This window comes from Nocardia brasiliensis IFM 10847, from assembly GCF_000710915.1.
GTDB classification, from domain to species: domain Bacteria; phylum Actinomycetota; class Actinomycetes; order Mycobacteriales; family Mycobacteriaceae; genus Nocardia; species Nocardia brasiliensis_A.
The window spans coordinates 1-17,307 of the sequence record NZ_BAUA01000095.1; the positions used below are offsets into that span (position 1 = coordinate 1).

General features: G+C 69.5%; 17 protein-coding genes. 10 read left to right on the top strand and 7 right to left on the bottom strand.

Going from position 1 to position 17,307, the window contains the following annotated elements:
- The 3 genes from NBRGI_RS20605 to NBRGI_RS20615 all read left to right on the top strand — a co-directional run.
- The coding region (locus tag NBRGI_RS20605) for an ABC transporter substrate-binding protein (protein ID WP_029898742.1) at positions 1-617 on the top strand (617 nt) is incomplete at its 5' end.
- Positions 614-1,660, top strand: coding sequence for a FecCD family ABC transporter permease (locus tag NBRGI_RS20610; RefSeq protein WP_081878169.1), 1,047 nt, complete (start codon positions 614-616; stop codon positions 1,658-1,660). The genes NBRGI_RS20605 and NBRGI_RS20610, both read left to right, overlap by 4 nt.
- A complete protein-coding gene (locus NBRGI_RS20615; protein ID WP_029898746.1) occupies positions 1,657-2,451 on the top strand; it encodes an ABC transporter ATP-binding protein in 795 nt (264 codons plus the stop codon). The genes NBRGI_RS20610 and NBRGI_RS20615 overlap by 4 nt, the downstream gene beginning before the upstream one ends.
- 12 nt (positions 2,452-2,463) lie before the next feature.
- Here the strand turns inward: NBRGI_RS20615 and NBRGI_RS20620 are convergent, their stop codons facing one another.
- Positions 2,464-3,246 (bottom strand): SDR family NAD(P)-dependent oxidoreductase, encoded by a 783-nt coding sequence (locus NBRGI_RS20620; RefSeq protein ID WP_029898748.1) that lies wholly within the window; start codon positions 3,244-3,246, stop codon positions 2,464-2,466.
- Positions 3,247-3,333: 87 nt separating this feature from the next.
- Here NBRGI_RS20620 and NBRGI_RS20625 point away from each other — a divergent pair, with 87 nt between their 5' ends.
- Positions 3,334-4,185, top strand: coding sequence for a helix-turn-helix transcriptional regulator (locus tag NBRGI_RS20625; RefSeq protein WP_029898750.1), 852 nt, complete (start codon positions 3,334-3,336; stop codon positions 4,183-4,185).
- Between the two features lie 18 nt (positions 4,186-4,203).
- Here NBRGI_RS20625 and NBRGI_RS20630 read toward each other — a convergent pair whose 3' ends face one another.
- Both NBRGI_RS20630 and sigC read right to left on the bottom strand, forming a co-directional pair.
- Positions 4,204-5,136, bottom strand: coding sequence for a DUF1206 domain-containing protein (locus NBRGI_RS20630; protein ID WP_235211032.1), 933 nt, complete (start codon positions 5,134-5,136; stop codon positions 4,204-4,206).
- A gap of 177 nt (positions 5,137-5,313) precedes the next feature.
- Positions 5,314-5,880 (bottom strand): RNA polymerase sigma factor SigC, encoded by a 567-nt coding sequence (gene sigC, locus NBRGI_RS20635; RefSeq protein ID WP_029898752.1) that lies wholly within the window; start codon positions 5,878-5,880, stop codon positions 5,314-5,316.
- 3 nt (positions 5,881-5,883) lie between these two features.
- Between sigC and NBRGI_RS20640 the strand changes: the two genes are divergently transcribed.
- Both NBRGI_RS20640 and NBRGI_RS20645 read left to right on the top strand, forming a co-directional pair.
- A complete protein-coding gene (locus tag NBRGI_RS20640; protein WP_051727912.1) occupies positions 5,884-6,735 on the top strand; it encodes a zf-HC2 domain-containing protein in 852 nt (283 codons plus the stop codon).
- 10 nt (positions 6,736-6,745) lie between these two features.
- A complete protein-coding gene (locus tag NBRGI_RS20645) occupies positions 6,746-9,028 on the top strand; it encodes a heavy metal translocating P-type ATPase (protein WP_029898759.1) in 2,283 nt (760 codons plus the stop codon).
- Positions 9,029-9,050: 22 nt separating this feature from the next.
- Here NBRGI_RS20645 and NBRGI_RS20650 read toward each other — a convergent pair whose 3' ends face one another.
- Positions 9,051-11,030: a cytochrome c oxidase assembly protein gene (locus NBRGI_RS20650; protein WP_063726289.1), complete on the bottom strand. Its 1,980-nt coding sequence runs from the start codon at positions 11,028-11,030 to the stop codon at positions 9,051-9,053.
- Positions 11,031-11,150: 120 nt separating this feature from the next.
- Positions 11,151-11,981: a mycofactocin-coupled SDR family oxidoreductase gene (locus tag NBRGI_RS20655; protein WP_029898763.1), complete on the bottom strand. Its 831-nt coding sequence runs from the start codon at positions 11,979-11,981 to the stop codon at positions 11,151-11,153.
- Between the two features lie 233 nt (positions 11,982-12,214).
- On the opposite strand from NBRGI_RS20655, the gene NBRGI_RS20660 reads away from it, so the two are divergent.
- The 3 genes from NBRGI_RS20660 to NBRGI_RS20670 all read left to right on the top strand — a co-directional run bounded on the left by NBRGI_RS20660 (position 12,215) and on the right by NBRGI_RS20670 (position 15,170).
- Positions 12,215-12,448: a hypothetical protein gene (locus tag NBRGI_RS20660; protein ID WP_029898764.1), complete on the top strand. Its 234-nt coding sequence runs from the start codon at positions 12,215-12,217 to the stop codon at positions 12,446-12,448.
- A gap of 147 nt (positions 12,449-12,595) precedes the next feature.
- Positions 12,596-14,449: an aa3-type cytochrome oxidase subunit I gene (gene ctaD / locus NBRGI_RS20665; protein WP_235211033.1), complete on the top strand. Its 1,854-nt coding sequence runs from the start codon at positions 12,596-12,598 to the stop codon at positions 14,447-14,449.
- Positions 14,450-14,510: 61 nt separating this feature from the next.
- Complete coding sequence (locus NBRGI_RS20670; protein ID WP_029898768.1) at positions 14,511-15,170, top strand: class I SAM-dependent methyltransferase; 660 nt, start codon at positions 14,511-14,513, stop codon at positions 15,168-15,170.
- Positions 15,171-15,183: 13 nt separating this feature from the next.
- Here the strand turns inward: NBRGI_RS20670 and NBRGI_RS20675 are convergent, their stop codons facing one another.
- Entirely contained in the window at positions 15,184-15,729 is a 546-nt protein-coding gene (locus NBRGI_RS20675; protein WP_014987692.1) for a PadR family transcriptional regulator, read from the bottom strand.
- A 46-nt stretch (positions 15,730-15,775) separates the two neighbouring features.
- On the opposite strand from NBRGI_RS20675, the gene NBRGI_RS20680 reads away from it, so the two are divergent.
- Positions 15,776-16,321: a peptide deformylase gene (locus NBRGI_RS20680; protein ID WP_029898770.1), complete on the top strand. Its 546-nt coding sequence runs from the start codon at positions 15,776-15,778 to the stop codon at positions 16,319-16,321.
- A 90-nt stretch (positions 16,322-16,411) separates the two neighbouring features.
- Here NBRGI_RS20680 and NBRGI_RS20685 read toward each other — a convergent pair whose 3' ends face one another.
- Positions 16,412-17,191 carry an alpha/beta fold hydrolase gene (locus NBRGI_RS20685; protein WP_036560107.1) on the bottom strand — a complete coding sequence of 260 codons (780 nt, stop codon included), beginning with the start codon at positions 17,189-17,191 and terminating at the stop codon, positions 16,412-16,414.
- Between the last annotated feature and the right edge of the window lie 116 nt (positions 17,192-17,307).

Here is a 17,307-nt window from a genome sequence, read left to right on the forward strand (position 1 = left end):
AGGGCTTTGCCACCAGGGACGAGCTGGCGGCGGCCGGTGCGAATACCTATGTGCCCAGGGCCAACTGCGGCGTCACGGGGGCGGTCACCGGCACGCCGACGATCGAGGACAGCTACGCCCTGCTGCGCGACCTCGGCGCCATCTTCGACGTGCCGGACCGGGCCGAGCGGCTCATCGCCGATTCGCAGCGCGCCATCGCGGCGACCACCGCCCGGGTGGCCGGGCAGCCGAAGAAGAACGTGCTGCTCGTCTTCGCCGGGATGGGCATGGGCGGCGACGATTCCGACTTCTCGGCGATCGCGGCCGGAGGCATCTGGAACGACGTCATCGGTAAAGCGGGCGGGGTGAATCCGTTCGAGCGGACCGACGGCACGACGTTCGTGACGATCAGCAAGGAGCAGCTCGCGGCGACGCCCGTCGACGGGCTGGTCGTGGTGAACTACCGCAGTCCCGATATCGACGCGGTCGCGAAACGGATTCTCGCGCAGTTCCCGCAATGGCCGGCCGCGGTCACCGAAAGTTATGCGGTACTGGCGGATTCGATCTACCTCGGCCCGAGCAACGATGTGGCGGTGGAGCGCATCGCGAAACTGGTGCACCCCGAGCAGTTCCGGTGACGCGGACCAACGCCCGGCCGCCACTGGCCAGGGTGCCGCTGCCGATCGCGCTGGGTGGCGTGGCCGCGGTGTTGCTTGCCGTAATGGTGCTCTCGATCGCGGTGGGATCGGTGACCGTTTCCGCGGCCGACACCTGCCGCGTGATCTTCGCCCATTTATCCGGTCGGACAGCCGATGTCGGCTTCACCGTCGATCAGATCGTCTGGAGCTACCGACTGCCGCGGGTACTGCTGGCCGCACTGTGCGGTTGCGGGCTCGCGGTGGCGGGCGTGATCCTGCAAGCGCTGGTGAACAATCCGCTGGCGGACCCGTACGTGCTCGGCCTGTCGTCCGGGGCTTCGCTCGGCGCGGTCATCGTGATCGTCACCGCGGGCGGCGCACTCGGCGGCGTCGGGGTGTCCACCGCGGCGTTCTGCGGTGCCATCGCCACCATCGCGGTGGTGTTCCTGCTCGGTCAGCAGCGCGGCAGGCTGGCGCCCACCCGACTGGTCCTCGCGGGTGTGGCGGTGGGCTATCTGCTGCTGGCGGCCACGAACTATCTGCAACTGCGCGCGACGCCGAACGAGCTGCGCACGGTGATGTTCTGGACGATGGGCAGCGTGGCGGGGGCGCGGTGGGATCGGCTCGGCCCGGTCACCGTGGTCGTGCTGGTGACCGTCGCGGTGGTGCTGGCGTTCGGGCGGCGGCTCGACGTGCTCGGCACCGGTGACGAGCAGGCGACCGCGCTGGGCGTCGACGTGCGGACACTGCGGATTCTGTTGCTCGTGCTCTCCGCGCTGTTGACCGGCGTCCTGATCGCCGCCGCGGGCGGGATCGGCTTCGTCGGCCTGGTGATTCCGCATGTGGTGCGGCTGGCGTTCGGCCTGGACCACCGGCGCGTGCTACCCCTGTCCGCATTGATCGGGGCCGCGTATCTGGTTGCGGTGGACCTGCTTTCACGCACGGTCGACGCGCCCAACGAGCTGCCGCTCGGCATCTTCACGGCGGCGTTCGGCGCGCCGTTGTTCCTGTGGCTGCTGCGTCGCAACGGTGGTCTGCAATGAGCGCGCGACCGGCCGCCGAATTGTCGGTGACCGGCGTACGGGTCACCTTCGGCGAGGCCGCGGTGCTCGACGGGGTGACGTTGCACGCGGCGCCCGGGGCGGTGGTGGGCATCGTCGGACCGAACGGCAGCGGCAAGACCACCCTGCTGCGCACGATCTACCGATCCCTGGCACCCAGCAGCGGCGTCGTCGCCGTCGACGGTGCCGATATCGGTGCGATGTCGATCCGGGCCGCGGCCCGCACCACCGCGGCGGTACTGCAGAACGGTTCCGGGGCAACCGAACTCACCGTGCGCGAGGTGGTGCGGCTCGGCCGCAATCCGCACCACTCGCTGTTCAGCAGGGACACCGCGGCCGACCAGCTGGCCGTCACGGACGCGATAGCGCGCACCGGCGTCACCGCCTACGCCGAGCGCACCATCGGTTCGCTCTCCGGCGGCGAACGCCAGCGTGTGCTGCTGGCCCGGGCCCTGGCGCAGCAGCCGCGGCTGCTGGTGCTCGACGAACTGACCAATCACCTCGACGTCCGCGCCCGATTCGAGTTGCTCGACCTGATCCGCTCGACCGGCATCACCACCCTCGCCGTCCTGCACGAGCTGGATCTCGCGGTCCGCCACTGTGATCAGCTGGTCGTGCTCGACCACGGCGCGGTCGTCGCCGCGGGCGAGGTGCTCGACGTGATGACACCCGCCCTGCTCCGCAAGGTTTTCGGCGTGCTCGCCACCACCGCACGCCACGAGGACGGCGTCATTCGATTGCACTATGCGGCACAGCCTTTGGCCGACCTATGAGACCTCCGCGGGTCAGGCGCGCATGCCGCCGTCGACGCGCAACACCGTACCGGTGACGTAGGAGGCCCGGTCACTGAGCAACCAGGCCGCGGCCTGGGCGACTTCGTCGGGATCGGCGGCCCGGCGCAGCGGCGTGACGGCGTTGAGCCGCTCGATGACGCCTGGGGACTGCGCATCCCAGTCGTGCAGCATCTCCGTCGATGTGGTGCCCGGCGCGATGGCGTTGACGCGGATGCCCTCCGGGCCGTACGTGACGGCCGCGCTCGCGGTGAGGCTGTTGACACCCGCCTTCGTGGCGCCGTAGGCCGGAAGTTCGGGGTTGCCCATCAGGCTGCCGACGCTCGAGGTGTTGACGATCGCCCCCGTCCCCGCGGTGGCTCGGATGGCTTCGATCTCGGCGACCATGGCCACCCACGTGGCCTTCAGGTTCACGTCGTAGACGTGGTCGAAGTCGGCTTCGAGCGCCCGGTCCATCGGACCGGGCGGCACGCCGGCCGCGCCGTTGTTGAAGGCGACGTCGAGGCGCCCGTACCGGTCGACGGCGTGCGCGACGGCGGCCCGCACGGCGGCCGGATCGGCGAGGTCGCACACCACGTAGTCGGCGGTGCCGCCCGCCGCCGCGATGTCTTCGGTCACCGCTTTGAGCTGCGTCTCCGTCCGGGCGGTGAGCAGCACCCGGGCCCCCTCCCCGGCGAACAGCCGCGCCGCGGCGGCGCCGATCCCGCGTCCGGCACCGGTGACGAAGGCGACCTTGTCGGCCAGAAGACCCGCTCCGGCGATCTGTGTGTTGTCCATGGCCTCAACCCTCGGGCCGGACCCGCGGCGGAGCCAGGTACCGGGTGTACCTGGCTCGGCACGACGGCGCTCGAGCACACTGGAGGCGTGGACAGACGAGAACTCGCGGACTTCCTGCGCAGCAGACGGGAGCGGATCACCCCGGCCGACGTGGGGCTGCCCGCGGGGTCTCGCCGCCGCACGCCCGGCCTGCGCCGGGAGGAGGCCGCGCAGCTGGCCTTCATCTCCACCGAGTACTACACGCGCCTGGAACAGGCTCGCGGTCCGCGTCCGTCGCGCGAGGTGCTGGCCGGGCTGACCCGAGCGCTACGGCTTTCGGATGCCGAGCGCGACCACCTGCACCACCTGGCGGGCGCGCCGCCCGGCCCCGCCGCCGGTCCGTCGCGCGAAGTACGGCAGAGCATCCTCGATCTGCTGCAGCGGCTGCCGCAGGCGGCCGCGGTCGTGCTGTCGGCCACCTACGAGGTGATCGCCTGGAACGATCTGGCCGCCGCGTTGATGGAAGACTTCTCCGCGCTCTCGCGTCGCGACCGCAACCTGGTCCGCCGTGCCTTCCTCGGCCTGCACACGGCGGAACGGCGCTTGTACGGAGTGTCCGACGCCGACGAGTTCGCGCGCAGCGCGGCCCACGTCCTGCGCGCCACGGCTGCCCGCTATCCCGACGATCCCGAGGTGGGCGAATTGGTGCACGAACTCCGCACGGGCAGTGCGGAATTCGAGGCGCTGTGGACCGCCCACGACGTCTGCGCGAAGCCCACGCTCTGCAAGATCTTCGACCATCCCCTGGTCGGCCCGGTCGCCGTCAACTGCGACGTCCTCGACATCTCCGACCGGGATCAGCGCGTCGTGATCTATACCGCCGCACCGGGATCCTCGGCCGAGGAGGCGCTGCGCCTGCTGTCGGTGATCGGGACGCAGCGGATGGACGCCACCCGCTGAGCCGTACCGATCCGGTGCTCAGACCGGGACACCGCCATAGGTGCGGCGGTGCTTGGCCTCCAGGAAGGACAGCGCGCCGAACGCCATCAGGCCGAGCGCGACCAGGATGAGCAACCAAGGGCCGAAAGGCATTTCGGCGAAATCGCGCAGGACCGCGTCGACGCCCTCGGCCTCGGCCGGGTCATAGTTCAACGCCGCGACGACGGCGGCGAGCCCGATACCGAGCACGACGACCCCGCGCGCGACGTACCCGACGCGGCCGAGCCAGATCGCGGCCTGGCGCGAGCCGTGCGTCATCCAGCCCATGCGCAGGTCGTCGACGAATTCCAGGCGCAGGCCGCGCACGGTCTGCCAGATCCCGAAGGCGATGACGGCCAGGCCGAGCAGCAGCACGACCACCTGACCGCCGTCCCAGCTCAGGATCCGGGCGGTCAGGTCGCGGGCGATGGCATCGCTCGGCTTCGGCGTCCGGCCGTGTACGACGTAACGCAGTGTGCCCAAAAAGGCCAGGGCATAGACGATTCCGGAGAGCGCGGCGTAGAGCCGGTGTCCCCCCGAGTAGGTCCGCCGGGCGCTGGCCACCTGGGTGACCCGCCACGCCACCAGGGCGGCGAAACCGAAGACGAGAATCCACAGCAGCAGATACCCGAGCGGTTTGCTCGCGATCGCCGCCAGCGCACCACCGCCGTCCGGCTCGTGTTCGGCCGTGCCGATCGCCAGCATGAACCCGATGATGCCGATCGCGAGATAGGCGATACCGCGGGCGACGAAGCCGAAACGCGCGGCGGCTTCGAGCCCGCCCGAACTCGCGGACCTGCGCCGACGCCAATCCTGCGACCGGCGGCCCCAGGACCGCCTGCCGTCGCCGTAGTCGCGCGAGCGGCCCCAGCCACGCCGCGTGCCGATGCGGTCCCGCCGTCGATAAGTGTTCGCACTGCGAAAAATGCTCATGATTGCCTCGCTTCTTCACCGCCGGTAATGCCCACTTCGCCGGGATCGACACGGTGCGGTGCGAATTTCCGGCGGCCGGAGCGGGTGCGGGCCATCCGGAGTCACCGCGAGCGAGTCGAAGGTTGTTCCCGGCCAACAGATCCCGGGCGAGAAAGAGCGAGACAGCGGCCGGGCGGCTCAGCCGTTGGCGCTGCGCCGGATGCCGAATCGGGTTGCGGCGACCAGGTCTTCACGACCGCGCGCGACGCGCGAACGGACCGTGCCGACCGGGCAGCCGCACACGGCGGCGGCCTCGGCGTAGGACAGGCCGAGCACCTGGGTGAGCACGAGCGCCTCCCGGCGTTCGGGGGCGAGGTCGTCGAGCAGCAGGTTGAGTTCGACGATCTCGGCGAGGCCGTCGCGGCGCGAGACCTGACGGTCGGCCGCGGCCGCCCAGTCCACACCGTGCGCGATCTTCGGCCGCGCCACCGCCATCCGCACCTGATCGACCACCACGCGGCGCGCGATGGACAGCAGCCAGGTGCGCGCGCTGGCGCGGCCCTCGAAACGCTTGATGCTGCCGAGCGCGCGCAGGTAGGTCTCCTGGGTCAGGTCGTCGGCCCGGCCGACCTCGGTCAGGTGGGCGAGCAGCCGCCACACGTCCTTCTGCGTGGCACGGATGAAGCCCTCCAACGCCCGCCGGTCGCCGCGAGCCGCCGCCAATGCCAGGCGGGTGGTCTCGTCGTCCTCGGCGGGGGTGGGCATGAGGTGAACAATAACCGCCGCCACGGCGGCCTCGACAACCGGCGAGCGACCCCGGGGAACTTCGGCGGCCCCGTGGACGACAATCTGGACGTGGAGTGCAAAGAGTGCCGGACGGCCCTGTCCGCCCGGATCGACGGCGAACGGGAGACCGTTCCCGCGGTGCGTGTGGACGAGCATCTCGAGCAGTGCGGTGAGTGCTGTTCCTGGTACGTCGCCGCCGTCGAGACCTCGAAACGGCTGCGCGACACCTCGTCGTACGCGCCCGATCTGACCGACGCGATCTTCGCCGCCGCCGAGTTGGAGCGGCCGGACCCCGCGCGGCTGTCGCGGTGGCGCGCGGCCGTGCCCGGGGCGCGCGGTGTCGCGTTCGCCACAGGCGCCGGGTGGGCGCGTGTCGCGCTCGGTGCGCTCGGTGTCCTGCAATGCGTGCTGGGGCTGGCCCAGCTCGCCGGCATCGACTTCGGCATGAGCCATCACCACGGCGCCGAGATGACCCGGCATCTGCTCAACGAAAGCACCGCGTGGAGCCTGGCCATCGGCATCGGGTTCCTCTACTGCGCGCTGCGCCCGCACGCCGCCTCCGGTGTGCTGCCGGTGCTCGGCGTGCTGGTCGCGGCGTTGAGCGCGTTCGTCGTCGCGGACCTGTACTCCGGCGTGGTGCCGATCTCGCGGGTGCTCTCGCACGGCGTGCTCGTCGTCGCGCTGGCCCTGGTCGTGGTGGTGCACCGCACCCGCCGCCCCGATACCTCGCCACCGACCAGCGATCGGGCGCCGGCCGATCTGGTGTTGCCGCCGGGCGCCCAGTTCGGCCGTCGCCTCGGCCACCTGCGTTCCACCCAAGATCCCGCCGCGTGAACGGACTTTCATGACCATCGAGCTCGACCAGCTTCGACCCGATCAGCCTGCCGCAGCCACCGAACCGACTCGCATCTCGCTCGCCGTCACCGGCATGAGCTGCGCGGCGTGCGCGAATCGGATCGAGCGCAAACTCAACAAAGTCGACGGCGTGACCGCCTCGGTGAACTACGCCACCGGCATCGCCACCATCGACGCCGCCGCGGGCATCGCCGCCGAAGCACTCTGCGCCGAGGTCGACGCGATCGGCTTCGGGGCGGCGCCGGTGACCGACCGGGCCGAGGCGATCAGCACCGCCCCGGAGGACGCGGAGGTCAGCAGCCTGCTGCGCCGGCTGGTGGTCGCGCTGATGGTGTTCTTCCCGCTGGCCGACCTGTCGGTGATGTTCGCCACCATCCCCTCGACCCGGTTCCCCGGCTGGCAGGTGGTGCTCACGGTGCTGGCGCTGCCCGTGGTGGTGTGGTCGGCGGCGCCGTTCCATCGCAAGGCGCTGGCCAACGCGAGAGCCGGTGCGGCCAGCATGGACACGCTGGTCTCGGTCGGTGTGCTCACCGCGACGCTGTGGTCGCTGGACACCATGTTCCTGCACCCGAATCGGTCCGGCCCCGCGCCCGACGGCGTCTGGGCGGCGATCTGGGCGAGCGACGCGATCTACCTGGAGGTCGCGGCCGGCGTCACCGCATTCGTCTTGGCCGGACGGTATTTCGAGGCCAAGGCCAAACGGTCGGCGGGCAGCGCGCTGCGGGCGCTGGCCGCGCTCGGCGCTCGCGAGGTGACCGTTTTGACCCGGGACGGTCGCGAAATGCGCGTTCCCATCGGCGAACTCGTCGAAGGCCAGCGTTTCGTGGTGCGTCCGGGCGAGACCATCGCCACCGACGGGCTTGTCGTGTCGGGCGAATCGAGTGTCGACGCCAGCGCGATGACGGGTGAGTCGATCCCGGTCGACGTGCACGCGGGCATGGCCGTGATCGGCGGCACCACCGCGCTCACCGGACGGCTGATCGTGGAAGCCGCAGCGGTGGGCGCGGATACGAAGCTCTCGGGCATGATCCGGCTCGTCGAAGAGGCGCAGACCGGCAAGGCGCGCATGCAGCGCATCGCCGACCGGGTGTCGGCGGTGTTCGTGCCGTTCGTCTTCCTGATCACCGCGGCGACGTTCGTGATCTGGCTGATCGCCGGCGCTGGCGCCGATCGCGCGGGCGCGGCCGCGCTGGCGGTGCTGGTGGTGGCCTGCCCGTGCGCGCTGGGTCTGGCCATTCCGACCGCGCTGATGGTGGCGTCCGGACGCGGTGCGCAGCTGGGCATTTTCATCAAAGGCCACCAGGCCCTGGAGGCCACCCGCGACGTGGACACCGTGGTGCTGGACAAGACCGGCACCGTGACCAACGGCGCGATGAGCGTCGTCGCGGTGACCGAACACGCGCCGCACGCGGTCGCCGAGGTGCTGCGGTGGGCCGGTGCGGTGGAGGCGGCCTCCGAGCACGCGGTCGCGGCCGCGATCACCCGCTACGCCCGCGAGCAGCTCGACGACGAGCTGCCCGCCGTCGAATCCTTCGAAGCGCTACCGGGTTTGGGCGCGCGCGGCGTAGTGGACGGGCGCGCGGTGCTGGTCGGCCGGGCACGGCTGTTCGACGATCAGGGCATCGAGATCCCGCAGGAATCCCAGCGCGCGGTGCGCAGGCAGGAGAAATCCGGGCGCACCGTGGTGCTCGTCGCGGTGGACGGTGCGGTCGTCGCGGTGGTCGCGGTGGCCGACACCGTCAAGGACACGGCGGCGGCGGCGATCGCACGCCTGCACCGGCTCGGGCTGCGCGTGCTGATGTTCACCGGCGACAACGCTTTCGCCGCGCAGGCGGTGGCCGACGAGATCGGCATCGATGAGGTGGTCGCCGAACTCCTCCCGGAGGGCAAGGTCGAGCTGATCGCCCGCATGCAGGAGCAGGGGCACCGGGTGGTGATGGTCGGCGACGGCATCAACGACGGCGCGGCGCTGGCCACCGCCGACCTCGGCATGGCGATCGGCGCGGGCACCGATGTCGCGATCGCGGCCGCCGACGTCATCCTGGTCCGCGAGGATCTGGGCGCGGTCGCCGACGCGATCGAGTTGGCGCACGCCACCTTGCGCACCATCAAGGGCAACCTGGTGTGGGCGTTCGGCTACAACGTGCTCGCCATTCCGGTTGCCGCGCTGGGCTTTCTGAATCCGCTGATCGCCGGTGCGGCCATGGCGTTCTCGTCGTTCTTCGTGGTGTCGAACAGCTTGCGGCTGCGTAAGGTGCGCTTCGCGCGGTGAGCCCGAACAGGTTTCGCCGGGCTCAGCGCCGGGTCTGGGCCAGTTTCTCCAGCATCGCGTTGTAGGCCTCGAGGTCCGAGTCGCGGTACTCGTCGTCCTTGCGATCGGTGCGGACCGCCGTGCGGCGGTCCTGCGCCGCCCACTGGGTCAGCAGGGCGCCGACCACCAGCAGCACCGGGACCTCGCCGGAGACCCAGGCGATGCCGCCGCCCATCCGCTGATCGGCCAGCAGGTCGATGTTCCACGGCAACTGCAGGTTGGTGTAGAACCGGGACCCGATGACCGTGTTCATCGACATCACGGCGACACCGAAGAACGCGTGAAAAGGCATGACCGCGAACAACACCCCGAGCCTGCCCAGATGCGGCAGGCGGCGCGGGCCCGGATCGATGCCGATGATGCCCCAGTAATAGAGGTAGCCGACGATCAGGAAGTGCACGTTCATCAGCACGTGCCCCCAGTGGTAGCGGATCAGGCTCTCGAACAGCGGCGTGAAATACAGCCCGTAGAGCGAGATCACGAACAGGGTGAGCGCCGTCGCGGGGTGCGCGATGATCGCGGTGGGGCGCGAATGCAGCAGGGCCAGCACCCATTCCCGGACCCCGTGCACCCCGCCGCGCTGCACCGCGGGGACGGCGCGCAGCAGCAGCGTCACCGGCGCGCCGAGCACAAGCAGCACCGGTACGAACATGTTCAACGCCATATGCGTGATCATGTGCATGCTGAACATGGCGAAGCCGTAGGTGCCGATGCCGGACGAGGTCGCGATGAGCAGTGCGGCACAACCACTTACCCAGGACAGCGTCCGCCACCGCGACCAGTCGTCACCACGCCGGCGCAGGCGTACGACGCCGATCACGTAGAGCACGATTCCGGCCACCGCCGCGGTACCGATCACCAGGTCGAACCGCCAGAGGGTCAGCAGCCGTGCGACATTCGGCGGATCGAACAGGTCGAAGCCGAGGAACACCTCCTGCGCGGTGAAGGATCGATCGGCGAAGGCGGGTGCGGGCTGCACCGCCATCGCCACGGTCACGCCCAGCGCCAGCGTGGAAAGCGCCGCGCCGCAGGCGATCAGCAGCGCCGTCCGGCGGGTGGGCGGCGCGGTGCGGCGCGCGAACACGAACCGCAGGACGAGCGCGAGCCCCACACCGGCAGCGCCGACCAGCAGGGCAAGCCTGCCGTAGCCGGTATTGAACACCGCCGACCAGGGCAGCAGGATCAGCCACAGCACCAAGCCGCTGAGCGCGGCGGCGAGCACGCACAGCAGGCCGATGATCGCACCGCGGCGCACTGCGGTATCCACGTGTTCGCCTTGCCTGCGTACATGTTCCGTGACGCACCACAGCAGACCGGGCAGCACCGACACGGCCAGCTGGAAGATGATCATCGCGCCGGTGCCGTAGTCGTGGTTCGGGCCCTCCCCCGCGTTGCCGACCATCGCGGGTGGCAGCACGGCGATCGCCGCCACCAGCAGCAGCACCGCCGCACCGTTCCAGGACAACATGATTCGCGCGCCCAGCGTCACCACCGCGGCGAGCACCGCGACCACGATCCACGCCTTCGGCTTCTCACTGGCATCGACCAATGCGCCGAGCGCGCCGAGCCGGAAGACACCCGACACCGTCATACCGCCGATATTCGCCGCGGTCACCGGGATGAGCACCAGCGCGGACAGCAACCACACCAGCCCAGCGCGCTCGGCGAGCCGGAGACCGGCATATCCGTCGACATCGAGGCGGCCGCGTCCGGCGACCGCGGTACAGCACACCGCGTAGACCAGCGCGCCGAGCGCGGTCGCACCGGCCAGCGCGGCGACGACGCGCAGCAGCACGTACCCGAGGACGTCGGCGAATCCGGGATAGGCGGTGCCCGCCGCTCGATAGGGCAGGTCGCCCGCCTCGCCCACGGAACCGATGACGACGGCGAGCAGCACGACCGCGGTGCCGAACCGGACCAGGTGGACTGTCGAGGGTTTCACCTGCACGTTGAAGTCCACCATCCTCTGAAAAGTCCACGCACCTACAACAGGTCTCGCAGGACCGGTCGGATACGCGGAAGGGAAAGTTCCGGCAGCGCGCCAAGTATGAGCCAGCTCACTGACCGCCGGGCGGGCGGGCCGTCAGACGGTGCCGGCGCTCATGCCGCCGGAAATGGTCAACGCCTCGCCGTTGAAGTGCCTGCCGTGCTCGGACACCAGCAGCAGGACCGCGTCCGCGACCTCGGCGGGTGCGATCAGATCACCGTTGGGCGGGCCCGAGGCGAACATCTCCAGCACGTCCTCGCGGGTGGGATTCTCTTTGTCCGGCAACATCATTTGATACGTGGCCGGGTTCTGGATCATGTCGGTGTCCACGCCGGCGGGCAGTATCGCGTTGACGGTGATGCCGTGCTCGGCCACCTCCAGTGCCAGCGATTTCACCAGGCCGAGCACGCCCCACTTCGCCGCCGCGTAATGACCGGCGTTGCGCACGCCCATCCGCGCCACGATGGACGAGGTGGCGACGACGCGACCCCAGCGGCGCTCGATCATGTGCGGCACCACCGCGCGGAAGCTGTGGAAGACGCCGCCGAGGTTGACCTCGATCATGTCCTGCCACATCTGCTCGCCCATCTCCGCGAGCGGGGAGTTGGAGGCGATGCCCGCGTTCGCGATCAGGATGTCGATGTGACCGAAATCATCGATGGCACGCTGGGCGACCGCGTTCATCTCGGCCTGGCTGCGCACGTCGGCCCGCAGCGGCACACAGCGCCGCCCGGTCTCCTCCACCAGCTTCGCGGTCTCGGCCAGGTCGTCGGGGGTGGCGAGCGGATAGTGCAGGCCGGCGATCTGTTCGGCGATATCGCAGATCACGATGTCCGCGCCCGCCGTGGCGAGCGCCAGCGCATGCGCCCGGCCCTGACCTCGGGCGCCGCCCGTGATCACCGCTACCCTGTCGTCCAGTGTCCCCATGCCGGGCCCCTCACCAGATCGGTATTGTTCGGCCGCCCCTCATCGTTGCACGTCCGCCCGGGGCATCGTTGTCGTTTTCCGTCCGTCGTCCGGAAAACCGGACGAAACGTTCTGGGTCGATGCAGCGACGAAGGGAGTGCGTTGTGCGCAGCAGCATCAGGCGATCGAACTCGCCGACCGCACAACGCTTCGGCGCGCGGCCCAGCGCGCCCACAATGGTCCCAGGGGGCCAGATGACCGATTGTGAGTACTTCACCGTGGATCTCGACCAGCTCGTTCGACCACTCGGCAGCACACCGATCGACCACGACGTCAGCGTGGCCAGCGCGCTGGCCAGCCCGCTGCTGCGCAGATTGATCCACACCGCGGTCGGCCTGTCGGCCGACTCGATCGATCTGCTGGCCACCATGACCGATCGGCTGCGCGCCGTCGAAGGCATCATCATCCGGGACCCGCTCGAGCTCTGACCGCTCGCTGATGCCGGTAGCCTATCGCCACCGCGTCGCGCCGATCGCTCCCCTTGACAGCAAATACCAAGCAAGAGCCCGCTATTCGCCGGACAGCCGCTAACCTTCGGCAAAGTCGATCAAGGGGTGGCGTGAGACCGCCGTCACATGGTTACGTTGACTCAGGCCGGTCCCGCCGGCCGTAGGCGAACCCCGGTTCGGGAGGTGGCGGCGGCCGTGAGTGTGACGCAGACCGAACAACTTCAGGCGACTCGGCCGTATCCGGCCCGCACCGGGCCGAAGGGTGCCTACCTCTGGAAGATGATCACGACCACCGACCCCAAGGTGCTCGGGGTCATGTACCTGGTCACCGCGATGACCTTCTTCTTCATCGGCGGTCTGATGGCACTGCTGATGCGCGGCGAGCTGGCCCGGCCCGGGTTGCAGTTCCTCTCGACCGAGCAGTACAACCAGCTGTTCACCATGCACGGCACGATCATGCTGCTGTTCTACGCGACGCCGATCGTGTTCGGCTTCGCAAATGCCGTGCTGCCCTTGCAGATCGGCGCGCCCGACGTCGCCTTCCCCCGCCTCAACGCGTTCAGCTATTGGCTGTACCTGTTCGGCGCGAGCATCGCGACCGCGGGCTTCCTCACGCCGGGCGGGCCCGCCGATTTCGGCTGGACCGGTTACACGCCGCTCAGCACCTTCGAGCACGCGCCCGGCGCCGGCGGCGACCTGTGGATCATGGGGTTGATCCTGTCCGGTCTGGGCACCATTCTCGGCGGCGTCAACATGATCACCACGATCATCTGCCTGCGCGCGCCCGGCATGATCATGTTCCGGATGCCGATCTTCACCTGGAACATCCTGGTCACCAGCATCCTTGTGCTGCTTGCCTTTCCGATCCTCACCGCGGCGTTGTTCGCACTCGCGATCGATCGGCATCTCGGCGCGCACATCTACGACCCGGCCACCGGCGGCATACTGCTCTGGCAGCACCTGTTCTGGTTCTTCGGCCACCCCGAGGTGTACATCGTCGCGCTGCCGTTCTTCGGCATCGTCACCGAGATCTTCCCGGTGTTCAGCCGCAAACCGCTGTTCGGTTATACCGCACTGATATACGCGACGATCGCGATCGGCGCGCTGTCGGTGGCGGTGTGGGCACATCACATGTACGCCACGGGAGCGGTACTGCTGCCGTTCTTTTCGCTGATGACCTTCCTGATCGCGGTGCCGACCGGGGTGAAGTTCTTCAACTGGATCTTCACGATGTGGCGCGGGCAGTTGACCTTCGAGACGCCCATGCTGTGGTCGCTCGGGTTCCTGGTGACCTTCCTCTTCGGCGGCCTGTCCGGGGTCATCCTCGCCTCGCCGCCGCTGGACTTCCATGTCACCGACTCGTATTTCGTTGTGGCGCACTTCCATTACGTGTTGTTCGGCACCATCGTGTTCGCCACCTTTGCGGGCATCTACTTCTGGTTCCCGAAGATGACCGGCCGGATGATGGACGAGCGCTTGGGCAAGTGGCACTTCTGGACCACCTTCGTCGGGTTCCACCTGACCTTCCTGGTGCAGCACTGGGTAGGGGCCGAGGGGATGCCGCGCCGCTACGCCGACTACCTGCCCGGCGACGGATTCACCACGCTCAACACGATTTCCACGATCGGTGCGTTCGTTCTCGGCGCCTCGATGCTGCCGTTCATCTGGAATGTGTTCAAGAGCTATCGGTACGGCGAGGTGGTCACGGTCGACGATCCGTGGGGGTACGGCAACTCGCTGGAGTGGGCCACCACCTGCCCGCCGCCGCGGCACAACTTCTACGAACTGCCGCGGATCCGGTCCGAGCGTCCCGCCTTCGAGCTGCACTACCCGCACATGGTCGAACGGATGCGCACCGAGGCGAGCGTCGGGTGGAGCGGCGGACATCGCAGCACCCCGCTCATCCAAGATCGCGCGGTCAGCCAGAAGGTCGAGCTGACCAAGCGCGCACCGGACACCGAACCCGGCAACGCCGACTGATCGTTGCCAGAACGGCAACAGAAGTTTGCCAATAACGCCCCGCGCGGGGATCGTGGTGGACATGACCGAGACACACAGCCACGGCGTCGGCGCACACCAGGCCGATAACACCGTCGAATTCTGGGAGAACTTCTACCAGGAGCGCGAGCGCGTCTGGTCCGGCAATCCCAACTTCCTGCTGGTCCGCGAGATCACCGGGGTGCCCGCGGGCACCGCGCTGGATCTCGGCTGCGCCGAGGGCGCGGACGCGATCTGGCTGGCACAGCGGGGCTGGCAGGTCACCGGCGTCGATGTGTCCGAGACCGCGCTCGGCCGGGCCCGCGCACACGCGGCCGAGCTGGGCGTCACCGGAATCACCTGGCAGCAGGTCGATCTCGCGCACTCGTTCCCGGCCGGGACCTTCGACCTCGTCTCCGCCCAGTACCTGCACTCGCCCGTCGCGCACGCCGACGAGCGCGAGCGCATCCTGTCCCGGGCGGCGGACGCCGTCGCCCCCGGCGGCCTACTGCTCATCGTCGGCCACGCGCATTGGCCGAGCTGGGTGACCGAACCTCCGACCGATATCCACTTCCCCACCACCGCCGAGGTACTCGCCGCCCTGCGCCTCGACCCCGCCGCGTGGACCGTCGAACGCGACGACCTCGCCGAGCGCGACCAGCCGAGCCCCGAGGGCGTACCCGGCACCCGCCAGGACAACGTGCTGCTCATCCGTCGGCACTGAGCCGCACGACGCGTCAGGAGGCGTCGCCGAGTTCGTCGATATTGGCGAGAATCTTTTCGTGCCAATCGATCTCGGCTTGAATCCGCATCACGGCGTGGTCGACGACGAGATCGTCGACCACGCTCTGCTCGGGCCAGCGCCGCTCCAGGTGATGCGCGATCCGGGAGCCGTGCGCGCGGAGCGCGGCAATGCGGTCTTCGAGATAGCCGCGCAACAGCTTGCGATCGAGGTCGGCACTGACCGCCAAGGCGAGATCGACCGGGTCGGGCCGGATGTCGACCTCGGTGAGCGCCTCGTCGCGTAATGCGCGCAACTCCCGCAGGCCTTCGTCGGTGATCTCGTAGACGGTCCGGGCAGGCAGTGCGCCGGGCTGCTCGGTCCGCAGCGGGCGGATCAGGTTCTCGTCCGCCATCCGGTGCAGCGCCCCGTACAGCGAGCCCGGTTTCACCCGTGACCACAGTTCCGCGCGATCCAGCCGGGCGTCGCGGCGCAACTGATGACCGTGCATCGGGCCGCTCTTGGCCAGCGCGGCAAGCACGAACAGGCGAGTCTCGTTCACCCTCCTAGTCTGTCACGACTACTCGTATTTGAGTACTCTGATGAGCATGGCTGTTCGACCGATCCTGATTGCCGGTGACCCACGGCTGAACACACCGGCCCGGCCGGTGGCCACCTTCGACGCGGAACTGGCCGCCTTCGTCGACGATCTCTTCGCGACCAATACCGCCGCCAACGGCGCGGGGCTGGCGGCGAATCAGGTCGGCGATCCGCGGGCGGTATTCGTCTACGACCTCGTGGACGGCTCGACGCGGTATCGAGGGTGCGTCGTGAATCCGGTGCTGGAGACCTCCGCGATCCCGGAGACCATGCCCGATCCCGACGACGATCTGGAGGGTTGCCTCTCCGTGCCGGGCGAGTGGTTTCCGACCGGGCGGGCGCACTGGGCCCGCGTCACCGGAGCGGACGTCGACGGCGCACCGGTCACCGTCGAGGCGACCGGCTACCTGGCCCGGTGCCTCCAGCACGAGACCGACCACCTCGCCGGACACCTCTATCTCGACCGGCTCATCGGCCGGAATCAGCGGGCGGCACGGCGAATGATCAAGGACCGCAAGTGGGTTCAGCCTGGACGGAGCTGGCTACCGGATTGAACCGGGTCAGGCCCTGTCTCGAAGTCGGCGACAACGTGGCGCGACGACGGGCTGGGCCGTGTAGCGCCGGATGGGGCTTCGGGGCAGGGCCTAGACGTCGGGCGTGTGGGTTCGTGTGGTGGCGAGAATGGTCCGGGCGACCAGGGCAGGGTCGTCGATCATCGGGACGTGACCGACGGCGGTAAGCAGCTCGAAGTCGGCCTGGGGCAGGCGTTCCCGGGCGATCTCGCCGTTGACCTCCGGCGGCAGGATGGCGTCGCGGCTCGACCACGCCAGGGTGACCGGGCACGGCAGCGGGTCCAGCGGGGCGATCTGCTCGCCGGTGCCGAGCAGATCGTCGGTGACCGCGCAGTCGAGCAGGTCACGCGCGGTCTGCACGGCCGCACTCGGCGTCAAACGGTCTGCGCGGCACGCGATGTCACGCATGCCCAAGCGACGGACCAGCGGCATCTGGAAAGCCACTGGTTGCACCGCGCGGGTGAGCCGGGTGAGCGCGACCAGCCTGCGCAACTTCGTGACGCCCGCGGATTGCGCGTGCGTGCCCGCCGTCCAGAACCCGGCCGGCGACAACGCGCACACACTGGCCGCCCGGCCGCGGCGGGCGAGTTCGATCGCCATCCAGCCGCCGAGGGAGTTCCCGGCCAGGTGCGGGCGGTGCAGCCCGAACTCGTCCAGCATGCGCTCGGCGCCGTCGACGAGATCGGCGACGGTGGCGGGCCGCCGCCGCGCGGGCGGACCGCCCCGGTGCCCGAGCGCCGTCAGCGCGAAGACCTCGTGGTGTGGTGTGACCAGCGGGATGACCTCGTCCCACACCCGCGCCGACATGGTGACGCCGTGCAGCAGAACGAGCGGTGACTTGGTGGAGGCCATGAGCGAGTCTCGCACGGACGGCACGCCCGCGGGGACCGGCCGATCAGGGCAGGTCGAGACCGACGACCAGGCGCGCCGCTCCGGCCGCGGTACACAGCAGATACTCAGCGGGCTCG